The organism is Spirosoma aerophilum, from assembly GCF_054782495.1.
The window spans coordinates 687,995-709,447 of sequence record NZ_BAAGSJ010000009.1; the positions used below are offsets into that span (position 1 = coordinate 687,995).

At 49.9% G+C, this 21,453-nt stretch carries 17 protein-coding genes; 7 read left to right on the top strand and 10 right to left on the bottom strand.

From position 1 onward, the window contains the following. Positions 1 to 49: 49 nt before the first annotated feature. From ACYVK4_RS10545 to ACYVK4_RS10590, 10 genes are all read right to left on the bottom strand, one after another. Positions 50 to 1,165 (bottom strand): mechanosensitive ion channel family protein, encoded by a 1,116-nt coding sequence (locus ACYVK4_RS10545; protein WP_461127457.1) that lies wholly within the window; start codon positions 1,163 to 1,165, stop codon positions 50 to 52. Between the two features lie 81 nt (positions 1,166 to 1,246). After that, the gene (locus ACYVK4_RS10550) at positions 1,247 to 2,716 is read right to left on the bottom strand and encodes a DUF1501 domain-containing protein (protein ID WP_461127458.1); all 1,470 of its coding nucleotides are present in this window, start codon (positions 2,714 to 2,716) and stop codon (positions 1,247 to 1,249) included. Between the two features lie 133 nt (positions 2,717 to 2,849). Further along, positions 2,850 to 6,344 (bottom strand): DUF1553 domain-containing protein, encoded by a 3,495-nt coding sequence (locus ACYVK4_RS10555; RefSeq protein ID WP_461127459.1) that lies wholly within the window; start codon positions 6,342 to 6,344, stop codon positions 2,850 to 2,852. A gap of 306 nt (positions 6,345 to 6,650) precedes the next feature. Then, positions 6,651 to 8,174 carry a c-type cytochrome domain-containing protein gene (locus ACYVK4_RS10560; RefSeq protein WP_461127460.1) on the bottom strand — a complete coding sequence of 508 codons (1,524 nt, stop codon included), beginning with the start codon at positions 8,172 to 8,174 and terminating at the stop codon, positions 6,651 to 6,653. 16 nt (positions 8,175 to 8,190) lie between these two features. Beyond that, positions 8,191 to 9,261, bottom strand: coding sequence for an NHL repeat-containing protein (locus tag ACYVK4_RS10565; RefSeq protein WP_461127461.1), 1,071 nt, complete (start codon positions 9,259 to 9,261; stop codon positions 8,191 to 8,193). A 159-nt stretch (positions 9,262 to 9,420) separates the two neighbouring features. Next, the gene (locus tag ACYVK4_RS10570; RefSeq protein ID WP_461127462.1) at positions 9,421 to 9,870 is read right to left on the bottom strand and encodes a DUF4890 domain-containing protein; all 450 of its coding nucleotides are present in this window, start codon (positions 9,868 to 9,870) and stop codon (positions 9,421 to 9,423) included. 145 nt (positions 9,871 to 10,015) lie between these two features. Next, positions 10,016 to 10,498 carry a GAF domain-containing protein gene (locus ACYVK4_RS10575; protein WP_461127463.1) on the bottom strand — a complete coding sequence of 161 codons (483 nt, stop codon included), beginning with the start codon at positions 10,496 to 10,498 and terminating at the stop codon, positions 10,016 to 10,018. Positions 10,499 to 10,501: 3 nt separating this feature from the next. After that, positions 10,502 to 11,008 carry a hypothetical protein gene (locus tag ACYVK4_RS10580; RefSeq protein WP_461127511.1) on the bottom strand — a complete coding sequence of 169 codons (507 nt, stop codon included), beginning with the start codon at positions 11,006 to 11,008 and terminating at the stop codon, positions 10,502 to 10,504. Between the two features lie 96 nt (positions 11,009 to 11,104). Next, positions 11,105 to 11,941: a rod shape-determining protein MreC gene (gene mreC / locus ACYVK4_RS10585; protein ID WP_461127464.1), complete on the bottom strand. Its 837-nt coding sequence runs from the start codon at positions 11,939 to 11,941 to the stop codon at positions 11,105 to 11,107. Positions 11,942 to 12,015: 74 nt separating this feature from the next. Continuing rightward, positions 12,016 to 13,041, bottom strand: coding sequence for a rod shape-determining protein (locus ACYVK4_RS10590; RefSeq protein WP_018619308.1), 1,026 nt, complete (start codon positions 13,039 to 13,041; stop codon positions 12,016 to 12,018). A 189-nt stretch (positions 13,042 to 13,230) separates the two neighbouring features. On the opposite strand from ACYVK4_RS10590, the gene ACYVK4_RS10595 reads away from it, so the two are divergent. From ACYVK4_RS10595 to lon, 7 genes are all read left to right on the top strand, one after another. After that, positions 13,231 to 14,733 (top strand): GH3 auxin-responsive promoter family protein, encoded by a 1,503-nt coding sequence (locus ACYVK4_RS10595; protein ID WP_461127465.1) that lies wholly within the window; start codon positions 13,231 to 13,233, stop codon positions 14,731 to 14,733. Between the two features lie 3 nt (positions 14,734 to 14,736). Then, complete coding sequence (locus ACYVK4_RS10600) at positions 14,737 to 15,051, top strand: nucleotidyltransferase family protein (protein ID WP_461127466.1); 315 nt, start codon at positions 14,737 to 14,739, stop codon at positions 15,049 to 15,051. A 25-nt stretch (positions 15,052 to 15,076) separates the two neighbouring features. Next, entirely contained in the window at positions 15,077 to 15,475 is a 399-nt protein-coding gene (locus tag ACYVK4_RS10605) for a HepT-like ribonuclease domain-containing protein (RefSeq protein ID WP_461127467.1), read from the top strand. Next, positions 15,468 to 16,640, top strand: a complete 1,173-nt coding sequence (locus ACYVK4_RS10610) for a 1-deoxy-D-xylulose-5-phosphate reductoisomerase (protein ID WP_461127468.1) — start codon at positions 15,468 to 15,470, stop codon at positions 16,638 to 16,640. The genes ACYVK4_RS10605 and ACYVK4_RS10610 overlap by 8 nt, the downstream gene beginning before the upstream one ends. Positions 16,641 to 16,820: 180 nt before the next feature. Further along, on the top strand, positions 16,821 to 18,143 hold the full coding sequence (gene rseP, locus ACYVK4_RS10615; protein ID WP_461127469.1) for an RIP metalloprotease RseP: 1,323 nt from the start codon (positions 16,821 to 16,823) through the stop codon (positions 18,141 to 18,143). Between the two features lie 89 nt (positions 18,144 to 18,232). Next, entirely contained in the window at positions 18,233 to 18,739 is a 507-nt protein-coding gene (locus tag ACYVK4_RS10620; protein WP_461127470.1) for a DUF6702 family protein, read from the top strand. A 174-nt stretch (positions 18,740 to 18,913) separates the two neighbouring features. Continuing rightward, complete coding sequence (lon, locus tag ACYVK4_RS10625) at positions 18,914 to 21,403, top strand: endopeptidase La (protein WP_461127471.1); 2,490 nt, start codon at positions 18,914 to 18,916, stop codon at positions 21,401 to 21,403. Positions 21,404 to 21,453 lie beyond the last annotated feature (50 nt).

A 21,453-nucleotide genomic window follows, 5' to 3' on the forward strand; every position in this document is an offset into this window, starting at 1 on the left:
TTCCAGGAGATGCATCATACATCATACATCATACATCCTATATCATACATCATACATCTTTTGAAGCTGGTTTCAACTCCTCGGCCAGCATTAAACGTGTTTGGGGCAGGCTTTCCGGGTATTCATCCCGCAGGAAAGCAATGAGATGTTCGCGCATGTGGCAGCGTAAATCAAAAGCGGACGGCGAATCGTGGGCCGAAACCAGAACGCGGACGACAATACAGGTGGGCTGCGTATCCGTTACCTGCACGGCAAAGGTTTCGCCGGTCCAGAGCGGGTCATTTTCGGCAATCAGACGGGCCTTTTCCCTAAGTTTGTCGATGGGTACTTTGTAATCCAGATAAAGAAAGATACTGCCAATGATCGACGCATCGGAGCGGGTCCAGTTTTCGAAGGGCGTTTCTACAAAATAGGTAATGGGCAATATCAATCGGCGACGGTCCCATATCCGAACGATCACACTGGTCAGATTGATCTCCTCAACACGACCCCATTCCTTTTCAACCACCACAGCGTCGCCCAGGCGAATTTGCTGATTGAAGGCAATTTGAATGCCCGCCATCAAATTGGCCAGCGTTTTCTGAGCGGCAAAACCAATCAACACCGATACGACACCCGCCGACGTCAGCACGCTCAACCCCACTTTGCGGCTCCCCTGAAAGGAGATCAGCAGTAATGAGCCCCCAATCAAAATAATTCCGGCAGCCAGTATCCGCCGAAAAAAGCGAACCTGGGTAACGAATTTTCGGTGCGACAAATTAACATCCTGTACCGTATCGTACTGCCGAACGAGCAACAACTCACCTACTTTGAGCAGTTGAACCACAAGCCATGTTGAGGTAATGAGAAAAAGTACTTCGGCCGTTTTATCGGCAACCGGGTGCCGTCGTAAAAATCGGGCCGATTGGATATTCGTTGCCAGTAAAAAACAGAGCGAAGGCATAAAGGTCCAGAAAGCCCAACGCACGTGCGCCTTAAGAAACGCCAGCGTTTGAAAAGGCCTGCGTCGGACGATGAACCGGACGATTTGCGTAACGACAAAATCGACAGCCAGTCCAATCAATACCGCCATAATAAGCAGTACCCAGCCCGATAAATCACGGTTAGGAATGTAGCCGAACCAGCGGACGGTGGCTCTTATCCATATTTCCAGTTGTTGTAGCATATAATTACAGACAAAAGTAAGGCCTACAAGGTTGAAAAAACCTCATAGGCCTATTTATCCGATCTATAAAAATAGTGCTTGTTACGCCAGCAAAGGCTTCACGACTTTGCCATGCACGTCGGTTAACCGATAACGCCGTCCCTGACTTTTAAAGGTCAGCTTTTCGTGGTCGATGCCAAGCAAATGCAGGACCGTTGCCTGAAAGTCATGAACGTGAACCGGGTCTTTGACAACGTTATACCCGAAATCGTCGGTTTCGCCGTATACCATACCTTTTTGAACACCAGCACCGGCCATCCAGACTGAAAAAGCCCGTGGATGGTGGTCACGACCGTAATTATCCCGGGTAAGCTTTCCCTGTGAGTAAGCCCCACGACCAAACTCTCCGCCCCAGATCACAAGCGTATCGTCCAGTAAACCACGTTGCTTGAGGTCCATGATGAGCGCGGCTGAGGGCTGGTCAACGCTTTTTGCCTGCGTCTTAATATCGTTTGGCAGGTTGCCATGCTGATCCCATCCCTGGTGGTATAACTGAATAAACTTGACGTCTTTCTCAACCAGTTTACGGGCCAGCAAGCAGTTGGCGGCAAACGTACCAGGCTTACGGCTGTCTGGACCATACATATCGAAAATATAATTCGGCTCTTTCGAAATGTCGAGCGTTTCAGGAACCGATGTCTGCATCCGGTAGGCCATTTCGTACTGCGCCATCCGGTTATTTATCTCCGGGTCCAGGACATGTTTAAATTGCTCCTGATGCAGTTTTCCCAAATAGTCGAGCATTCGCCGACGGCTGGTTTTATCAACGCCGGGTGGGTTGTTGAGGTAATACACCGGGTCTGGTCCCGACCGGAATACCACGCCCTGATGCACGGATGGCAGGAAGCCATTGCTCCAGAGTTTGGCATACAGCGGCTGATCGCCGTCGCGTCCTTTGGACAGCAGTACGACAAAGGACGGAAGGTTCTGATTGTCTGAGCCCAGACCATAGCTAATCCAGGAGCCAAAACTGGGTCGCCCTGCCTGTTGGCTACCCGTCTGAAAAAATGTAACGGCCGGGTCGTGGTTGATAGCCTCGGTATGCAGGGATCGCACAAAGGTTAAATCCCCGGCAATCTTCGCCGTATGCGGCAGCAATTCACTGAGCCACATCTGACCGGGTCCATACTGCGCAAATTTGTATTTCGATGCAGCCAATGGGAAGCGACTTTGCCCGGCACTCATGCCCGTCAGGCGTTGGCCGTTGCGCACCGAAGCGGGCAAATCCTGCCCCCACATGGTTTCGAGTTTCGGCTTGTAGTCGAACAGCTCCAACTGCGATGGTGCCCCGCTTTGAAATAGATAAATAACCCGCTTCACTTTCGGGGGGAAATGCGGCTTGCCCACCGCCGGGTTTTCGCCCGGCATGGAGGTGCCGGGCGACGATGCCCCACCGAACAGATTGGTCGGGTTGAGCAGTGATGCTAGCGCAATGGCTCCTAAACCAGCACTGGACTTCCCCAGAAAGGTTCTGCGACTAAGTTGGTCGTGTATTTCGTCCTGAATATCCATCGCTTTCTGTCTCTGGCGCGAGCATTCACTCGTGCCGATAATTAGGCCAGCATTTGCTGGCAGATCAGCTAATTTCTCTATGCCAGCAAATGCTGGCCCAATTATCGGCACGGGTGAATACTCGCGCCAGCACTTATCGTTTAATTATTGCTTCGTCGAAATTCATAATGGTACTTGCGACCACCGTCCAGGCGGCTAACTCGGCGGGGTTGAGCTTTTTATCGATGGGGTACTCCCCTACTGACAATAATTCTGCAGCCCGTTTTGGATTCTGTCTAAAGTCGGCAAGTTCTTCAGTATACAATTGTTTCACCAGTTTCATCTCCTCCGGTCGTGCCGGACGACTGATGACCGCTTTGAAAATAGCCGTGATACCGTTGTCGGTCTGTACTACAGACGACGGCACTACTTTTTGCGCCAGTACCCGGGCGGCTTCCACGAATTGGGGGTCGTTCAGCGTTACGAGCGCCTGTAAAGGCGTACTCGTTTTCTGGCGTTTGACGATGCAGGTATGCCGTTCGGCTGCATCGAAATTCAGCATCATGGGCGCGGGTGACGACCGTTTCCAGATCGTATACATCGACCGACGATATAGGCTGTCGCCATGATCCTGTTCGTACTTTACGGCATTGCGGGTAGCCAGGGCTTCCCAGATACCCGATGGTTGATAGGGCAGTACACTCGGGCCGCCGATCTGCCGGGCCAGTAGGCCACTGGAAGCCAGTGCATTATCCCGAACCTGCTCCGCCGACATACGGTAACTCGGTCCGCGAGTCAGATAGGTATTATCGGGGTCAGCCTCCCGAACAGTCTCGGTTACACTCGACGATTGCCGGTACGTTGCCGACATCACGATCAGTTTATGCATGGCTTTCGTATTCCATTGCCCACCGGATTCGCCCATGTCACGGAATTTCGTCGCCAGGTAGTCCAGCAATTCGGGATGACTGGGCAATGCGCCCTGATTCCCAAAATCATCGCTGTTCTTTGCCAGCCCCTGACCAAAATACTGTTGCCACATGCGGTTCACCATTACCCGGCTAAAGAGCGGATTTTCGGGGGCCAGCAACCACTTCGCCAAACCAAGTCGATTTTTAGGCATATCCTCGTCCAATGGATTCAGACTATGCAGAACCGCCGGTTTCACAACCTCACCGGGAGCATCATAGGCCCCTCGTTTGAGCAAGTGTGTCTCGCGCGGTACTGACCGTTCCTGCATGATCATCAACTGATCGGAGTTATTATAGAGGGTGATCTGCTCACCCCTCAGCTGCATCGCTTTGGCGTAGACTGTTTTATAAACGGGGTCCTGCGTTCTGACGTAATACGTATACAAGCCTGTTCGCTGCGCCGGTGTTCGATTGGCAGCGGGGGTTTGCAGCGCGGCCATAAGTGCATCCGGCTGGCCCGCCAACTTAGGCATTTCCAGCGCAGTCAGGCAACGATTGTAGATACGCAGTTCATCGACGGCAAAGTCTTTGTAAAAGTTATCGTGCATCCGGCCCACATAGAAAGGATGCTGTGTCCAGCGGGTTTTGTTTTTCCCATACACCATGCTGTGTATAAGATTGTCGGCAATGACTTTCGTATGGAGCGGCCGACCGTTCAGGTACAAGGTTATGCCGTTCGCCCTGCCGGTGCCATCGTAGGCAAAAGCCACCTGAAACCACTGATGGACCGGTACTTTTTCGATCGTTTCCACATCAATGGCATTAGCGGGCCAGACGTGACTAAACGCCAGCTTGAGCCGACCGTCGCTTAGCAAATCGAGTTGATACCCCCGCTGGCCATCCATGGGACCGGTAGTTCGTCCCATCAGCGTCAGCGCCATATTTGGCTTCGCCAGATTAAACCAGCTACTGATGGTAAAGGGCTCATTTTGCTCGAAGACCGCGAAGTTTCCGGGTAGTTCAATAAAACTATCCCCCGCCAGATACCGGGCTTTTCCGAAACGACCCGGCACCGAATAAGCCACCTTGTCGGGGTCGCCCCCTAACCGGGCGGGTATGGTATCGTTAACCGTGTTCGCAAAGGCATTTCGTGGGTCTTCCCAAAGCTCTTCCTTTGTTTTACGTTTAGGCGGTTCCTTTTTCTCGGGCTTTTTGTCTTCGGGCTTTCCGGCTTTAGCTATACCCTCTTTTTTTCGGTTCGCTTCTTCCTCGCGTTTTTTCTTTTCCTCTTCGAGTTTCCGCTGCTCGTTTTTTGCTTTTACATAAGCCCCAATATCCGTCCGGTCAGCTTCATCGAACGTGTAATGCGCCAACAGACCAGAGTCAATGGATGATAGCGCCCGTGTTTTCGCCAGCCATTGCCCAAAACGTTGCTGATAATCGGGTCGGTTGGGGTTAAGCTGTTGTTGAACCGGTGTCAGTTTTTCGCGAATAAAGCGCAGCTTGGCCTCTGTTTCGGGCTTGGTGAGCGTGATAGTTGGAGCAGCTTCGCCATTGTAGGGAATCTGACCCCGGTCGTTATTGCTATCGAAAAAGGCGTAGAGCGAGTAATAATCTTTCTGGCTGATGGGGTCGTATTTATGGTCGTGGCAACGGGCGCATTCCACCGTCAGGCCCAGCATCGCTTTCCCAAAAGTGTTAGTCCGGTCGGCGACGTACTCGGTTCTGTATTCTTCATCCACAATGCCCCCTTCCTGGCTCTGCTGGTGATTGCGGTTGAAGGCTGTGGCAATGAGTTTTTCGCGTTTGTCTTTCGACCCATTCAGATTGGGAAGTAAATCGCCCGCCAGCTGCCAGGTTATAAATCGGTCGAAGGAGAGATTGCGGTTGTAAGCCCGAATAACCCAGTCCCGGTAGGGCCACATAGTGCGCAAACCGTCATCCTGATACCCGTGTGTATCGGCATAACGCGCCACGTCGAGCCACTCAACCGCCTGCCGTTCGCCGTAATGCGGACTATTGAGCAGTCGGTTCACTACTTTTTCGTAAGCATTGGGTGATTTATCGGCCAGGAAAGCGTCGACTTCGGCGGGTGTTGGCGGTAAGCCCGTCAGGTCGAGGCTAACCCGGCGGAGCAGTGTCGTTTTATCCGCTTCGGGTGCGTGTGTTACTTTTTTCGCTTCCTGTTTGGCCAGGATGAACCGGTCAATGTCGTTGACCACCCATTTTTCGTCTTTTACTTTCGGAAGCTCCGGCATGGTCGGCGCAATGAGCGACCAATGTTCTTTGTATTCGGCCCCCTGCTCGACCCAGCGAATCAGCATCGCTTTTTCTTCCGTCGTCAGCGTCAGGTTCGACTTGGGGGTTGGCATCATCTCCTCGGGATCAGTGCTGAGGATGCGACTGACCAATTCACTCTTGGCCAGATTACCCGGTACAATGGCTTTGTGACCGCTTTTTGCCAGGGCTTCGTAAGCACCATCGGGCGTATCCAGACGTAAACCCGCCTGCTGCTTGGCTTTGTCGGGACCATGACACGCAAAGCAACGATCAGACAGAATAGGTTTTACATGTAAATTATAATCAACTTTTTCGGGAAGCGTAGCTTCGACGGCCACAATCTCGGCTGGCTTTTCGACTGAACGTTGACAGGACGTTAACCAGATAGACGCACTGAACAGGCCAGCCGTTGCGCTGAGAAGAACGTATCTAAATCGTATGTTTGACCAAACGAGCATACCAACGAACTGATTGATTATGAAACTAATTTACAAATTTAACCGGAGAAGGTACGTAAAAATCGTACTATCTTATCTTGATGATGGACTATTTTGCCTTTAAGTCACCAAAAGGTAAGTGATGCAAATGAAGGCTATGTTTGGGTTCGAGGGTCCGACTCCATATCGTGGGTCATAGTTTATCGGGGCTGGCATTCCATAGTCCAGCACAAAAACAAAAACCCGGCAAAACGGAAAGTCCCTATATTAAATAATAGAAGCCCGCTCACCTTGTGAGCGGGCTTCTATTATTGTCAAATGCATTTTTTACTTCTTAGTGTCCCCAGTTTTAGGCTCCGCCACTTTCACAAAATCGGCGACGGCTTGCTCGCTGATACCCCCGATCACCTCTATTTTTGGCATAGCCGTTTTTAACTTCGCGATGCCCTGCTCAGTTACTTTCGTTTGCCAGAGATAGACCGTTTTGAGGTTCTTCAGCTCAGCCAGTTCAGCAAGTCCGGCATCAGTGATGGCCGTGCCATATAGATTCAGGTATTCCAGATACGCGAGTCCCTTCAGTTGTTTCAGACCGGCGTCGGTCACCTTCGTTTCTTCCAAATGGAGTTTTTGCAGATTCTTCAGTTTGGCCACCTGCGCTAGTGCCGCGTCAGAAATCTCCGTGTCACCCAACTTTAGCCACACAATCTGATTGCTCAGTTTCGGTAACTCAGCCGCCTGCGCATCATTGAATGTGCGGGCGTTTACTGCACTCACTTCCAGCTGGTTCTGCTCTTTTGAGAGGGGCAACACCAGCAGATTCAGCTTTTTCAATTCGTCAATGACCTTCGAATCAGCCGCTGGCACTTTCATGGTCAACACCGGCGACTCGGGAGCTGGACCGGCAGCCACCGTCGCAGCCCCTGTTTCGACCGGGCCACCACCGCCTAAGGACGCCAGCACCGGGCGAATGGCGTCGTTGACTTTTAAATCAGAAACTTTCTTGTCGAAGGGAGCACCCTGATCAATCCACCAGGTAAGCAGGGCAATATCGCTTTCTTTTAACTGGGTTTTCCCTTTTGGCGGCATGTGAAGGTCGTCGTCTTCGGGTAAGAGGCATACTTTCACTAACTCGCTCGATTTGCTGTTGCCAGCCACAAATACCGGCCCATCTTCATAGCCTTTCTTGATCATTTCGGGCGAATCCAGCCGCAGCCCACCTTTTGACTTGTCGGCGTTATGACATTGCACGCACCGACTGTGCAAAATTGGGTTCACGATTTGCTGATAGACCATCGCCTGATTGACATCGGTAATAGGCTCCACCTTCAACACTTTGACTTTCGGCTCTACACCAGCAATGGCCCGAAGGGGACCCGGCATGTACTGCGTCAGGTAGTCGGAGCCATGGGTCAAATTACCCCCCTGATGACCAGCCGCCAGCAACAACACCAACGCGATTCCAAGCGCAGGCAGATACATGAGTTGGGCAAAGGAGAAGATTCGGCCCAGATTCTCGGACTTTACCGACCAGGCCAGCCAGGCAAATACAGCCACGCCAATGCCTTCCCACATGTGGTCGTTCAGAGTCTCTTTTTCATAGCCGCCACCCAGCGATAACATATAGCCAAATACACAGGCCATGGTAGCACTGACCGCCGACCAGAACAGAATCAGCGTAATGGTATGCGGACTAACGGAATTGCGCCGGGTCAGACGGTCGATTTCGAGCAGACCGGCAATCAGTAAAAAACCAATGGGCAGGTGAACAATGAGTGGGTGAAAATGCCCCCAGAACAAGACCCAGTCGGATGGGGAAGATGGATTCGCTTGCAATAAAATCAACTCGCTCATAGATCAGGCCAGACTATCAGGCAACGCGCTCTAATTTAATAGGATATGTTTTTTTCGACGCCCACTGTGCCACATAAATACTATCGTCCTCATCCACCAGCACATCGTGCGGATGTAGAAACGGCGAATTCGTGCGGTCTTTACGCTGCTCGGCCAGCTTGCCATCCTGATAGGTTGGTGCCGAGCCGCCGGGTGTGGAAATAACTTTGTCGTTCTTGTCCAGAATTTGAATATACCCCGAATCAGGATACGAGTCGGATGTGCTCCGGAACACGGCCCCGTAGATATTCTCACCCCGAATGACCGGTCGGCAGATGTAGGAGCCGGGCAGCGCAATGGTCGACTGGTATTTGCCATCGAGCGAGAACCGCTTCAGCGCATTGTGCCGCCGGTCGGTGACCAGGAGGGTTGGGTTGGCCGCTACCCGACGGTCTACCGTAATGCCGTGGCAGCAGTCGAAGGTTTCGTTCGTATCGCCTTTGCCCCCCCATTGCCGGATGAGCTTACCGTTTTTATCGTACTGCGTAACGTAGTTCAAGCCGTACCCATCGACCACATAAATATCCCCATTAGCGGGATTAATGGCCGTTTCGGTCGGTTTGAACTGCGAAGGATAGTCGTATTTGCCGGTTTCCCGTGGGTAGTCCAGCTTCATCAATTCCTTGCCTTTCAGGTCGGTTTTGATCACCTGATTACGGTCGGTATCGCAGATCAGTAAATACTGCTCGTTACCTTCCCCTCCCAGGGTCAATCCGTGTCCGCCAGGGTAGCTGTGCCCCCAGGTTTCGAGCAGTTTACCTGATTTGTCGTAGATCAGGATGTTATTTTTTGTCTCGTTGGTCAGCAGGATGATGCGTCCTTTGGCATCCTGCACCATTTCGTGGCAGTCATTGACGGGGTTTTTGCCTGCATCCAAAACACCCCAGCCCGGCACAACTTTGTATTGAAAGCCGTTGTGGCCGATTGTAGCTGATTCTGCCGCCTTTTTATAGGGCGTAGCCGACAGCAGTGTTGGAACAGCAACACCGGTTGCGCCTGCCAGCGAGGCCTGTTTCAAAAATAGTCGACGTGAAAGGGGGGATGCCATGACAGTAGTGCTAGAGTTTATGGAAAAAGCCATGACTAGCTAAACTTTACTGCAAATAACGCAGACAAGACCTCTTCTACTTACAAAAAAGAAAGTTACCTGATCGATATTGTATAATCATCTATCGGGTAACTTTCTTTTTTAAAGGCACTTATACGGCTACTTCTGGCCGTCGCTACCACCATCGCTCCCCCGGCGACCGTGTTTCATCCGGTCTTTCATGGCATCGAGTTTGGCAAACTGGTCGGGCGTCAAAATACGTTTCAGGTTAGCCTTATACTCATCGGCATTTGCTTTCAATGCCTGCTGTTTAGCCTTGTTATCATCCGAACTTGCCTGAATATCGTTCACTTTCTGCGTACGGGCCAGCGTGATATCATACACTTTCTGCGAAGTAGCCTGATCGAGGCCCAGAGACTGTGTCATGCGGTCGGTCATTTTTCTGGCGCGGGTAACCGGATCGCCCATCTGACGCTGCATAGACCGATTCCTGCCCATACGGCGCATGTTGTCCTGCGTCGGTGAGTCAGGCGTAGTTGTTTGTTGGGCAAATAAAGAGAATGAAAACAGAGTAAGCAGTAGCCCACTCAAAGCGATTTTCTTAAACATGGTTCACGATTCGTTTAACTGTGAACCTAAGATCAAGAATAGGGTCTGGGGTTTAAGCTTTGCCAGGGATTTAACGACTTCTTAACAAATTTTATGTTAGATAGCCCTCTGCGGTATAGGGCATTCAAGCAAACAAAAACTCGTTCTAGAAGGTCATAATCAGGCCAGCAATCCTCTCCAGTTGTTTCGCGTCGACCTCACTAAAATCGTTCAGCCGGTCGCTATCCACGTCCAGCACCATGGTCACGTTGCCATCCCGATCAAAGACCGGCACCACGACTTCCGATTTTGAGGCCGAGCTACAGGCAATATGTTCCGGAAACTGGTCAACGTCGGGTACGACAATGGTTTCCTGCCGGGTGTAAGCGGCTCCGCAAACACCTTTATCGAAAGCAATTCGGGTACAGGCAATTGGCCCTTGAAAGGGACCCAGCACCAATTGATTTTCTTTTTTGAGATAAAAACCAACCCAGAAAAAGCCAAACGCTTCTTTCAGAGCGGCCGTGATATTGGCCAGATTGGCAATCAGGTCCGGCTCACCCGCTACGAGGGCGGCTATCTGCGGAATCAGACTATCGTAAATAGCCTGCCGATCTGATGTTTCAGGAAGAATGAGTGTTTCAGCCATGGCTTAATTTCTGGTAAAGAACTGAATTAACACGATGCTAACCGTTGTGAATAACGTACTGGCTACTACTCGGATAAGGGTTGGAATGATGAGCGTCAGGCTGCTGGCTTCGATAAAAAACAAAGCTGTGTGGTGAATGAGCGTCAGTATCAATACGTACCGAAAAAAAGCGCCAACACCCAGTTCCCGCAACGAAAACTCAATACGTGTTTCCAGGCCGGGCACGTCGATTTGAGAGCGAACAATTAATGGGCGGCAATACGCCATGAGTACCGAGGCAGCCGCATGCATACCCAACGTATTGTAAAACGTATCGACAATAATTCCCGTCACGAAAGCAATCACCAGCAGCCACGTCAGACTGATTTCGTTAGGCAAAAGCAGAATACAGGCTATATAGATAAAGCAGAATGCATAGTCGAACAAAACCAGATTTCGCACCAGCAAAATTTGCAGAATCAGGTACAACAAAAACAAAAGCGACGTATTCAGTATTTCGCGCAGGGTCATTTTATAATTCAGTAAGTAGATAGTCGATAAGTCAGTAAGTGGCTGACGCATGCGTTGATCTGGCGTCAGCCACTTACTGACTTACCGACTTACCGACTATTTCTCATTTTCAATTTGTTTCTCTAGCTGCTCCTGCTCGGCTTGAAGACGGTTTTCGACAACGTAGATAAACGAAAGGTTACTAAAATTTGTCGCCAGATTAAGCGTAATATCGTGGAATGTCATATTTGGCTGTACCCCAACGGAACGCACACGCCCAACCAGAATACCCGGCGGAAATGTTGAGTTAAATTCTGAGGTAACCACTGAGTCTCCTTTGCTGACAGGCTTATACCGCGAAATATCATTCAGTTTGATAAGATGCGGATCTCCTCCATCCCACCGGGCCGTACCAATATCATTGGCCTTCATCAGTTTCGACGACACCAGAAATTCGGAATGAAGAATGGACGTTACAACCGAAAAATGTCGATTGCAGGCCTTCACTTTCCCAACTACTCCCGTTGGCGAGATAACGCCCATGCCTGGCCGAATGCCATCATCGGTTCCTTTGTCGATCGTGATGTAGTTATTGGCAAATTGCGTTGTGTTATCAACGACCTTGGCTACCGTGAATTTAAACCGATCGGCAAAGGCGGAATCGGCCCGATACTCCGCCGGGGCTGCGGGCTTGCTTTGAAGCAGTTTGGTCAGTTGGGCGTTGAGCCGTTGATTTTCCAGTGCCAGATCGGAATTAACTTGTCGAAGACTGGCATATTCGTTAGCTGCGTTCGATAGGGCAAGCACCTGAGCGGCATACCGATTGGACGTGTTGAAGTACGTAGCACTCCAGTAATTGCTCGTATTGATGATGAAGTAAAAGCACAGTACTTCCAGCAATACGAACAAAATGAAGTTTCGACTTCGAACAAAAAAATCGACTAACTCTCCCATATAAAGTAATGCCGGGCCAAAGGCCCGGCTGTATTACTAACTCTATACAGCCGGGTCTTTGGCCCGGCATTACATTAACTAATTAATACAGACCGGTACATTTCCAGGTTTTTGATCACCTCGCCGGTACCTTTTACAACCGCCTTGAGCGGGTCATCAGCTACGTGGATCGGCAACTTGGTTTTGGCACCCAGACGTTTGTCGAGGCCGTGCAGCAGTGCACCGCCACCCGTCAGGTGAATACCGTTGGTATAAATATCGGCGGATAATTCCGGTGGCGAAATTTCGAGGGCCTTCATCGTGGCCTCTTCAATTTTCGAGATGGATTTATCGAGCGCATACGCAATCTCACTGTACGTAACCTTGATTTCCTTCGGGATACCCGTCATCAAATCACGGCCACGAATTTCGTAGTCAGCGGGTGGGTTGTCGAGTTCGGGCAATGCCGAACCCACTTCCATTTTGATCTGCTCGGCCGACCGTTCGCCAATGAGCAGGTTGTGCTCCCGACGCATGTAGTCGACAATATCGCGGGTGAATACATCACCGGCAATACGGATCGACTGTTCGCAGACAATCCCCGACAGGGCGATAACCGCAATTTCGGTCGTTCCCCCGCCGATGTCGACGATCATGGTTCCGTTGGGTTGTGTTATATCGATACCGATCCCGATGGCCGCAGCAATCGGTTCATGCACCATATATACTTCCTTGGCACCAGCGTGTTCGGCAGAGTCCTTAACGGCCCGCTTCTCTACCTCCGTAATACCCGACGGAATACAAATAACCATCCGGTGCGAAGGCGAAAACAGCTTACTGCCCGTATCGATCATCTTGATCATGCCCCGAATCATTAATTCGGCGGCAGTGAAGTCGGCAATAACGCCGTCTTTCAATGGACGAATGGTCTTGATGTTTTCGTTGGTCTTTTCGTGCATTTGCATGGCCTTATGACCAATGGCCAGCACCTTGCCGCTGACTTTGTCCATTGCAATAATCGAAGGCTCATCCACCACAATCCGATCCTTGTGAATGATCAAGGTATTCGCCGTGCCCAGGTCAATAGCAATGTCGCTGGTTAAAAAATTGAAAAGTCCCATTATAGGTTGGCGCTGAACGCCTTATTACAAATACTGTTTTATTGAAAAGTGTGCAAAAATATAGATAATTCAAGAGAATAAAATGGATAATGTAGAATGAAGGACGGATAATGTTTAATCAAGGCCGTGAGCCTCTGGTTATTGATTCCGCATGATACATTATTCATTACCCACTACCTTTGTGTTATTATGGGAATTCGTTCGGTTGTAAGTAAGCCATTAGCCAAGTTTATTGTAGAACGTCAGCAAGCCTGGATGTATCGGCCCGCCGAGGCCCAGCATCGCTGGTTTCAGCGATTGATGGAAGGAGGTCGGACAACCGTTTTTGGGAAAGATCATCACCTCAGGGACGTAAACACCATTGCCGAGTTTCGGCAGGCCGTTCCGGTTCGTGATTATGAAGATCTGAAGCCTTACATCGAGCAGATTTTAAGCGGTGGAACCGACGTTCTGTGGCCAGGAAAACCCCTGTATTTCGCCAAAACATCGGGCACTACCTCCGGCACAAAGTACATTCCGATTACCCAGGATTCCATTCCAAACCATATCAATTCGGCCCGCGACGCCCTGTTGAATTATATTAATGAAACGGGAAACGGCGCGTTTCTGGATAAAAAATTAATTTTTTTATCGGGCAGCCCCGAGCTCACCCAAAAAGCAGGCATCAACATCGGGCGGCTTTCGGGCATCGCCAACCACCACGTGCCGGGCTATCTGCGTACCAACCAGATGCCCAGCTACGAGACTAACGTGATTGAGGATTGGGAAACCAAGCTGGAACGCATCATCGACGAGACCATAACGCAACCCATGTCCCTGATCTCGGGTATCCCGCCCTGGGTGCAGATGTACTTCGACCGGATTCAGGAGCGGACGGGTAAACTCATAAAAGATGTTTTCCCTGATTTCTCAGTGTTCGTGTATGGGGGCGTCAACTTTGAACCCTACCGCGCCAAACTGTTCGACAGCATCGGCAAACGGATCGACTCGATCGAAACATACCCGGCGTCGGAGGGTTTCATCGCCTTTCAGGACAGCCAGACCGAAGAGGGCTTACTGCTGCTGGTTGACAGTGGTATCTTTTTTGAATTCATTGCGGCCGACGAGTACTTCAGCGAAAACCCGCGCCGGTTGACCATTGACGAAGTTGAATTAGGCAAAAACTACGCCGTCATTATCAATAACAATGCAGGTCTGTGGGGCTACTCTCTGGGCGACACGGTCAAGTTTGTTTCGCGGGAGCCGTATCGACTGCTGGTGACCGGGCGCATCAAACACTTCATTTCGGCTTTCGGCGAGCACGTCATTGGCGAGGAAGTGGAGAAGGCGTTGCAATTTGCCATGCAGAAACACCCCGAAACGGAAGTGGTCGAGTTTACGGTGGCGCCTATGGTAAGCCCCAAAGAAGGGTTGCCCTATCATGAGTGGCTGGTCGAGTTTGCTACCCCCCCACACGATACAGTAGCTTTTGCCCGCGACATCGACAACCGCCTGACGCAGTTGAACGTATATTATGATGATCTGATTACGGGCTCTATCTTGCAACCGCTAAAACTAACGAGTCTATCACGCGGGGCCTTTCAGCAGTACATGAAATCGCAGGGCAAGTTAGGGGGGCAAAACAAAGTGCCCCGACTGGCCAATGATCGAAAACTAGCAGAGGGGTTATTGCAGACAGGGCAAACGGTGTAGACAATGGAAAAAGTAGCCGTTAATCAGGAATACATTCTGGAAACCCTACGGGCCAATCGCGACCGCCTTCGGAAGGAGTTCGGCATCGAGCGTATTGGCTTATACGGCAGTTTCGCCCGAAACGAAGAGACGGAGAAAAGTGATATTGATTTGGTATACTCTTTAGAAAAGGGCCGAACCTTACCGTGGACCGAAAAAGAACGATTTTACAGAATTCTACGACGCCGTTTACATAGAAAAATAGATCTGGTCGACCGTCGATTTATGAACCCTTTTATAGAGTATAAAATGGAGAAGGATGTGATCTATGTACAATGACGACAACCTGGTTTATATTTTTACAATGCTCGAATGCATTGAGAAAATTTCCATTTATGCTAAAGATTATTCCAATGCAGAAGAATTAGCCTGGACAAAAGACCAAAGGGATTTTAATGCTATCTGGGCACTCCTGCTTGTTATAGGGGAAGAATCTAGAAAGGTCGAAGCCGATCTAAAAAAAGAGTTTCAGGATATACCTTGGAAAAACATGTCAGGAATGCGTAATTACTTGGCGCATGATTACAGAGGGATTGACCATGAGCGAGTCTGGGATGTAATTAAAATCAACTTACCTAATTTAAAAGATGTTCTGGTTGCCATGATTGACAAGATAGTTTACGACGATCAAATGTTAATCAGGGCCTTAGATTCGCCTTACTACCAGCACATTCAATACCTGCGCGAAAAACTAAATGACTGACATAAAAAAACGCCATATCGCTATCCTCGGCTCGACGGGCTCCATTGGAACCCAGGCTGTCGACGTGATAAAATCGCACCCCGACCGGTTTCAGGTCGAGGTGCTGACCACCAATAACAATGCTGAATTGCTCATTGAGCAGGCCGTTGATCTGAAACCCAATGTGGTGGTTATCTGCAACGAAGCTCGCTACGATCAGGTGTTTGCCGCCCTCGACCCACTGGGTATTAAAGTCTATGCGGGTGCCAAAGCTATTGCGTCGGTCGTGCAGATGGACACCATCGACATGGTGCTGACGGCCATGGTTGGCTATGCCGGGTTGCTGCCCACCATCAAAGCCATCGAAGCCGGGAAGTCCATTGCCCTGGCCAACAAAGAAACGCTTGTTGTGGCAGGCGAACTCATTACCCGGCTGGCGGCTCAAAAAGGCGTCAATATCTATCCGGTCGATTCAGAACATTCCGCCATTTTCCAGTGCTTGGTGGGCGAATTTCATAACCCGATCGAGAAAATCATCCTGACGGCGTCGGGAGGGCCTTTCCGGGGTAAAACATCGGAGTTTCTGGCGACGGTTACGAAGGCGCAGGCCCTCAAGCACCCGAACTGGACGATGGGCGCTAAAATCACCATCGACTCCGCGACCCTAATGAATAAAGGGTTGGAGGTTATTGAAGCAAAATGGTTGTTTGGCCTTACCGCCGAGCAGATCGATGTGATCGTGCACCCGCAGAGCATTATCCATTCGCTGGTGCAGTTTGAAGATGGAAGCCTTAAAGCCCAGATGGGCTTGCCCGACATGCGCCTGCCGATTCAGTTCGCGCTGGGGTATCCCGACCGGCTCAAGTCCGATTTCCCCCGCTTCAACTTCATGGATTTCCCGTCGCTTACGTTTGAGCAACCCGATCTGAAAACCTTCCGGAACCTTCAGCTTGCCTTCGATGCGCTGAAACAGGGCGGCAATGCCCCCTGCATGATCAACGCAGCCAACGAGGTAGCGGTCGATGCTTTTCTGCACGATCAGGTTAGCTTTTTGGAGATTTCAGAAATCATTGACCTGTGTCTGGCCAAAACGACCTTTGTGGAGAACCCAACCTACGACGACTACGTTTCCACGGACGAAGAAGCTCGCCGAATCGCTACGGAGAGAATTAAAACATTGGTTTAGCTGTTTGTACAGTATCAATCCTTCTTAACGTTTATTATCACACGACTCAATAGATTCAGCTTTTTGCAGACATCCTGGCAAGCATAGCTTACTTTGCGCCATCAAGAGTCGTAATTAGTAAAAATTGTATAACCTCAAATCAGTCTTAACACAACGGTCCGCGGTCGCGGCTCTGCATACATGGAAATTTTAATAATGGCGGGTCAGCTCATTCTGGGCTTATCCATTTTAGTTGGATTACACGAATTAGGACACCTGTTAGCTGCCAAGGCATTTGGTATGCGGGTAGAGCAGTATTTTATTGGATTTCCGCCTAAGGTCTGGAGCATTAAGCGTGGTGAAACGGAGTACGGTATCGGCGCTATTCCGCTGGGCGGTTTTGTGAAAATTTCGGGGATGATCGACGAATCGCTCGACACGACCCATACCAATACCGAGCCTCAGCCTTATGAATTCAGAGCCAAGCCAGCCTGGCAGCGGCTTATCGTCATGCTAGGCGGTATCATCGTGAACGTCATTGTGGGCATTCTGATCTTCGTGATCATATCCTACAAAAACGGCAATACCTATCTGGCTGCTCAGGATGCCAAATACGGTATTGTTGCCTACGATCTGGCTAAAAGTATCGGCCTGCAAACTGGCGACAAGATTGTGAAGGTCAATGGGAAAACCATTACGGATTTTAATGACATCCGCAGTTCCGATGTTTTGCTGGGTAACAACAGCTCGTATACGGTTGACCGAAACGGCAAGCTTGTTGACATTTTCATTCCCAACGATTTTGCGGATAAACTGATCGACAGCAAGGGAGGAGCTTCCGAACCCTTCGTGGCACCCATTGAACCCTTTAAAGTAGGCGACCTGGTACCCGGGCAGCCAGCTGTGAAAGCGGGTTTGCAGAAAGGCGATCTGATCACCAGCGTGAATGGCAAGCCTATCCAGTATTATCATGAGTTCGTCGAAACCATGAAATCGCTTAAGAATAAACAGATAACGCTGGGCATCAATCGAAATGGCGCTCCGCTTACGATTCAGATGACCACGACGCCGGAGGGAACTGTCGGTTTTTATCGGGAATCACTGCTAAAGCTGACTACACAGGAGTATACTTTCGGTGAAGCCCTGAGTGTTGGTACCAAGCGGGCCTTCCAGGTTGTATTTGATAACATTAAAGGGTTCGGCAAGATTTTCAGGGGGGAGGTATCTGCCTCTAAAGCGCTGAGCGGCCCCATCGGTATTGCTCAGAATCTGTTTGGCGGTGTTTGGGTGTGGGATCGTTTCTGGACCGTTACGGGTCTGCTATCAATGGCCCTTGCGTTCATGAATGCGTTGCCCATTCCGGCGCTGGATGGTGGTCATGCTACCATACTGGGCTACGAAATTATTTCGGGCCGCAAGCCTTCGGATCGTTTTCTGGAGGGAGCCCAGAAAGTGGGTATGGTGATTCTGCTTGCATTGATGGCATTTGCTATCTTTAACGACGTTCTTAAAGCTGTATTCTAGCATCCGTTTAGCACGAAGATAGAAGAGGATTTGTAGAGCTAAAAGGAACTTCTCCCGAGCTCTATCAGTCCTCTTCCTGGTATTCATCTATGGTTAATTCACTGTTTCGGAGTTGTTTTCTTTTTGTTATTATTGGCCTACTATCGGCGAGTCGACCGATACATGAATTTCACGCCAGCGTAACGCAGATGCAGTATGATCCCAAAGAGCGGGTCTTTGAAATCAGTATGCGGATTTTTACCGATGATTTTGAAAAAGCGCTCACCGAGGCCTCCAGGAGCAAAGTGAATTTGAATGGCCCCGCTAAAAATGATTTATTAATTGAAAAATACGTTCAGTCACACTTTTTTTACACTACGCCCCAAAAGCAAACGAAGGCTATTAAATATGTCGGATACGAAGTAGAAGCAGACGCTCACTGGATTTACCTGGAAATGCCCTTTAGCGAACCATTTCGGGGAGGTTCCCTGAAACAGAACGTGCTCATGGAATTATTTGATGATCAGGTAAATATGGTTAACATTCAGTATCAGGGTCACAAAAAAACATTTGTCTTCCGTAAAACACAGCCGATTCAGGACATTTCAGTCGATTAATAAATTTTTAGGTCACCAAGCGCCCTTATTCGTTAATTTTGTAGTTGTAACGATTAGTCCGTCATTTCGTCTTAGCAAGCGTACTGGCACGGACCTTGCAAATACCTCATTTTCCTTGCCTTTCCTTTATTTCAGGCACCAAATATTCAATGCTGCCACACTGGCAGTGTACTTATGCATTCAGACCACGATTTAGCTACCCGCTTGCTGATGACCGATTTCGATTCGGACAATTTAGAGATTGTACCGCTTGGGTCGCCAGAGGGGTTAGATGATGATTACGAGTTACCAGCCAACCTACCGATCCTGCCTGTTCGTAACACTGTTTTGTTCCCAGGCATGGTCATTCCGGTTACGGTCGGCCGGTCTAAGTCAATACGATTAGTTAAAAAGGCATATAAAGGCAACCGGATCATTGGCGTTGTCGCACAGCTGAATCAGCAAAAAGATGAACCCACAGCCGACGATCTATACCGCTTCGGCACGGTGGCCTATATCATCAAGATGATCACGCTTCCCGATGGGAATATTACGATCATCATTCAGGGGAAAAAGCGTTTTGAAGTTCAGCAGATTACCCAGGAGGAGCCTTTCATGACGGCACAGGTTCGCCAGATCGACGACTCGTTCACCAACGTCAACAAGAAAGAAGGAAAGGCCCTTCTTCAATCGGTGAAAGACGCGGCTAACAAAATGCTGCGACTTAACCCGGAAATTCCTCAGGAAGCCCGTATTGCCCTGGATAATATAGAAAGTCCATCCTTCCTACTGCACTTTCTATCCTCCAACGTGAACGCCGATGTAGCCGATAAACAGCGGCTTCTGGAAACCCTCGAAGGAAGCCAGCAAGCTAATCTGCTGCTTGAATTCATGCTTCGGGAGGTTCAGTTACTCGAACTGAAACGCGAGATCCAGTCCAAAGCATCCTCAGACCTCGATCAGCAGCAGCGCGATTATTACCTGCGCCAGCAAATGAAGGTTCTTCAGGACGAACTGGGCATGGAGAATCCGGATCGGGAAATTGATGAACTGCGCATCAAAGCGGATCGCAAAAAATGGCCTGCCGACGTACGCGCCCACTTCGACAAGGAGGTTAATAAACTACAGCGTATCAACCCCATGGCACCGGAATACCCGGTAACCATGAACTACGTTGAGTTAATGGTCGACCTGCCCTGGAACGAATACACGAAAGACAACTTTGACCTGAAACGCGCCCAGAAAATTCTGGATACCGACCACTTCGGGCTCGAAAAAGTAAAAGAACGGATTATCGAATACCTGGCCGTTCTGAAGCTGAAGAATGATATGAAAGCCCCGATTTTGTGCCTCTACGGTCCTCCGGGTGTGGGTAAAACCTCACTGGGAAAATCGGTTGCCAAAGCGCTGGGACGTAAATACAGCCGAATGGCGCTGGGTGGTGTACACGACGAAGCTGAAATTCGCGGGCACCGGAAAACCTATATTGGCGCTATGCCGGGTAAGATCATTCAGAATATCCGTAAATGCGGTACCGCCAATCCGGTGTTCATTCTGGATGAAATTGATAAGGTGAGCTCGGATTTCCGGGGAGACCCCTCCTCAGCTTTACTCGAAGTACTGGACCCTGAACAAAATGCAACGTTCATGGACAACTACCTGGAAACCGAATTCGATCTCTCGCGGGTGTTATTCATTGCCACAGCCAACTCGCTCGATACCATTCACCCTGCCCTGCGCGACCGGATGGAGATCATCGACATTGCGGGGTATACCGTGGAGGAAAAAGTACAGATTGCCAAGAAATACCTGATTCCAAAACAGCGCCGGGATCACGGTCTTAAACCGAAAGACCTGGCGTTCGAAGACAAAGCGGTTCTTCGTATCATTGAAGGGTACACCCGAGAGTCGGGCGTTCGGAATCTGGAGCAGAAAATCGGGGCACTGATCCGCAAGATTGCCAAGTCCATTGCCATGGAGGAGGAATATAACCACACTATTAAAGTGGCCGATATCCCTAAAATGCTCGGGGCCGAGATCTTTGACAAAGAGTTGTATGCCGATGATGATATTGCCGGTATCGTTACCGGTCTGGCCTGGACACAGGTAGGGGGCGAAATTCTGTTGATCGAATCCAGTCTGAGCCGTGGTAAAGGGGTACTTACCTTGTCAGGCCAGCTTGGCGATGTGATGAAGGAATCGGCCATTACGGCCCTCTCCTACCTGAAGGCACATGCCGATGATCTGGGTATCGACTACCGCATATTCAGTCATTACGATCTCCACATCCATATTCCGGCGGGGGCCGTTCCTAAAGATGGTCCATCGGCGGGTATCACCATGCTCACGTCGATGACCTCGATCTACACCCAGCGGAAAGTGAAGCCTTACCTGGCCATGACCGGCGAGGTTACCCTGCGGGGTAAAGTGCTGCCCGTGGGTGGTATCAAAGAGAAAATTCTGGCGGCCAATCGGGCTGGCATCAAAGAACTTATTCTTTGCTCGAAGAACCGCAAGGATATAGAAGAGATCAATCAGTCTTACATAAAAGATCTGGTTTTCCATTACGCCGACACGGTCGACCAGGTGCTCGAAATCGCCTTGTTACCCGGCAAAGTGGGTAAGCCGATGAAGTTTATCCTTCCCGAAGACAAAGAGTCCCGCGAAGTAGAAAAAGTTTATTGACCCAGGGAATAAGAACGCGGATGGAACAGACGGAGCGGGTTTACACGGAT

Bases quoted from the DNA above. Each gene is read 5' to 3' on its own strand.
- ACYVK4_RS10565 (WP_461127461.1), bottom strand. From the start codon at position 9,261: ATGGCATCCCCCCTTTCACGTCGACTATTTTTGAAACAGGCCTCGCTG.
- mreC (WP_461127464.1), bottom strand. From the start codon at position 11,941: ATGGGAGAGTTAGTCGATTTTTTTGTTCGAAGTCGAAACTTCATTTTG.
- ACYVK4_RS10550 (WP_461127458.1), bottom strand. From the start codon at position 2,716: ATGGATATTCAGGACGAAATACACGACCAACTTAGTCGCAGAACCTTT.
- ACYVK4_RS10575 (WP_461127463.1), bottom strand. From the start codon at position 10,498: ATGGCTGAAACACTCATTCTTCCTGAAACATCAGATCGGCAGGCTATT.
- ACYVK4_RS10580 (WP_461127511.1), bottom strand. From the start codon at position 11,008: ATGACCCTGCGCGAAATACTGAATACGTCGCTTTTGTTTTTGTTGTAC.
- ACYVK4_RS10610 (WP_461127468.1), top strand. From the start codon at position 15,468: ATGACTGACATAAAAAAACGCCATATCGCTATCCTCGGCTCGACGGGC.
- ACYVK4_RS10605 (WP_461127467.1), top strand. From the start codon at position 15,077: ATGCTCGAATGCATTGAGAAAATTTCCATTTATGCTAAAGATTATTCC.
- ACYVK4_RS10545 (WP_461127457.1), bottom strand. From the start codon at position 1,165: ATGCTACAACAACTGGAAATATGGATAAGAGCCACCGTCCGCTGGTTC.
- ACYVK4_RS10590 (WP_018619308.1), bottom strand. From the start codon at position 13,041: ATGGGACTTTTCAATTTTTTAACCAGCGACATTGCTATTGACCTGGGC.
- ACYVK4_RS10595 (WP_461127465.1), top strand. From the start codon at position 13,231: ATGGGAATTCGTTCGGTTGTAAGTAAGCCATTAGCCAAGTTTATTGTA.
- ACYVK4_RS10560 (WP_461127460.1), bottom strand. From the start codon at position 8,174: ATGAGCGAGTTGATTTTATTGCAAGCGAATCCATCTTCCCCATCCGAC.
- ACYVK4_RS10570 (WP_461127462.1), bottom strand. From the start codon at position 9,870: ATGTTTAAGAAAATCGCTTTGAGTGGGCTACTGCTTACTCTGTTTTCA.
- lon (WP_461127471.1), top strand. From the start codon at position 18,914: ATGCATTCAGACCACGATTTAGCTACCCGCTTGCTGATGACCGATTTC.
- ACYVK4_RS10620 (WP_461127470.1), top strand. From the start codon at position 18,233: ATGGTTAATTCACTGTTTCGGAGTTGTTTTCTTTTTGTTATTATTGGC.
- ACYVK4_RS10600 (WP_461127466.1), top strand. From the start codon at position 14,737: ATGGAAAAAGTAGCCGTTAATCAGGAATACATTCTGGAAACCCTACGG.
- rseP (WP_461127469.1), top strand. From the start codon at position 16,821: ATGGAAATTTTAATAATGGCGGGTCAGCTCATTCTGGGCTTATCCATT.
- ACYVK4_RS10555 (WP_461127459.1), bottom strand. From the start codon at position 6,344: ATGCTCGTTTGGTCAAACATACGATTTAGATACGTTCTTCTCAGCGCA.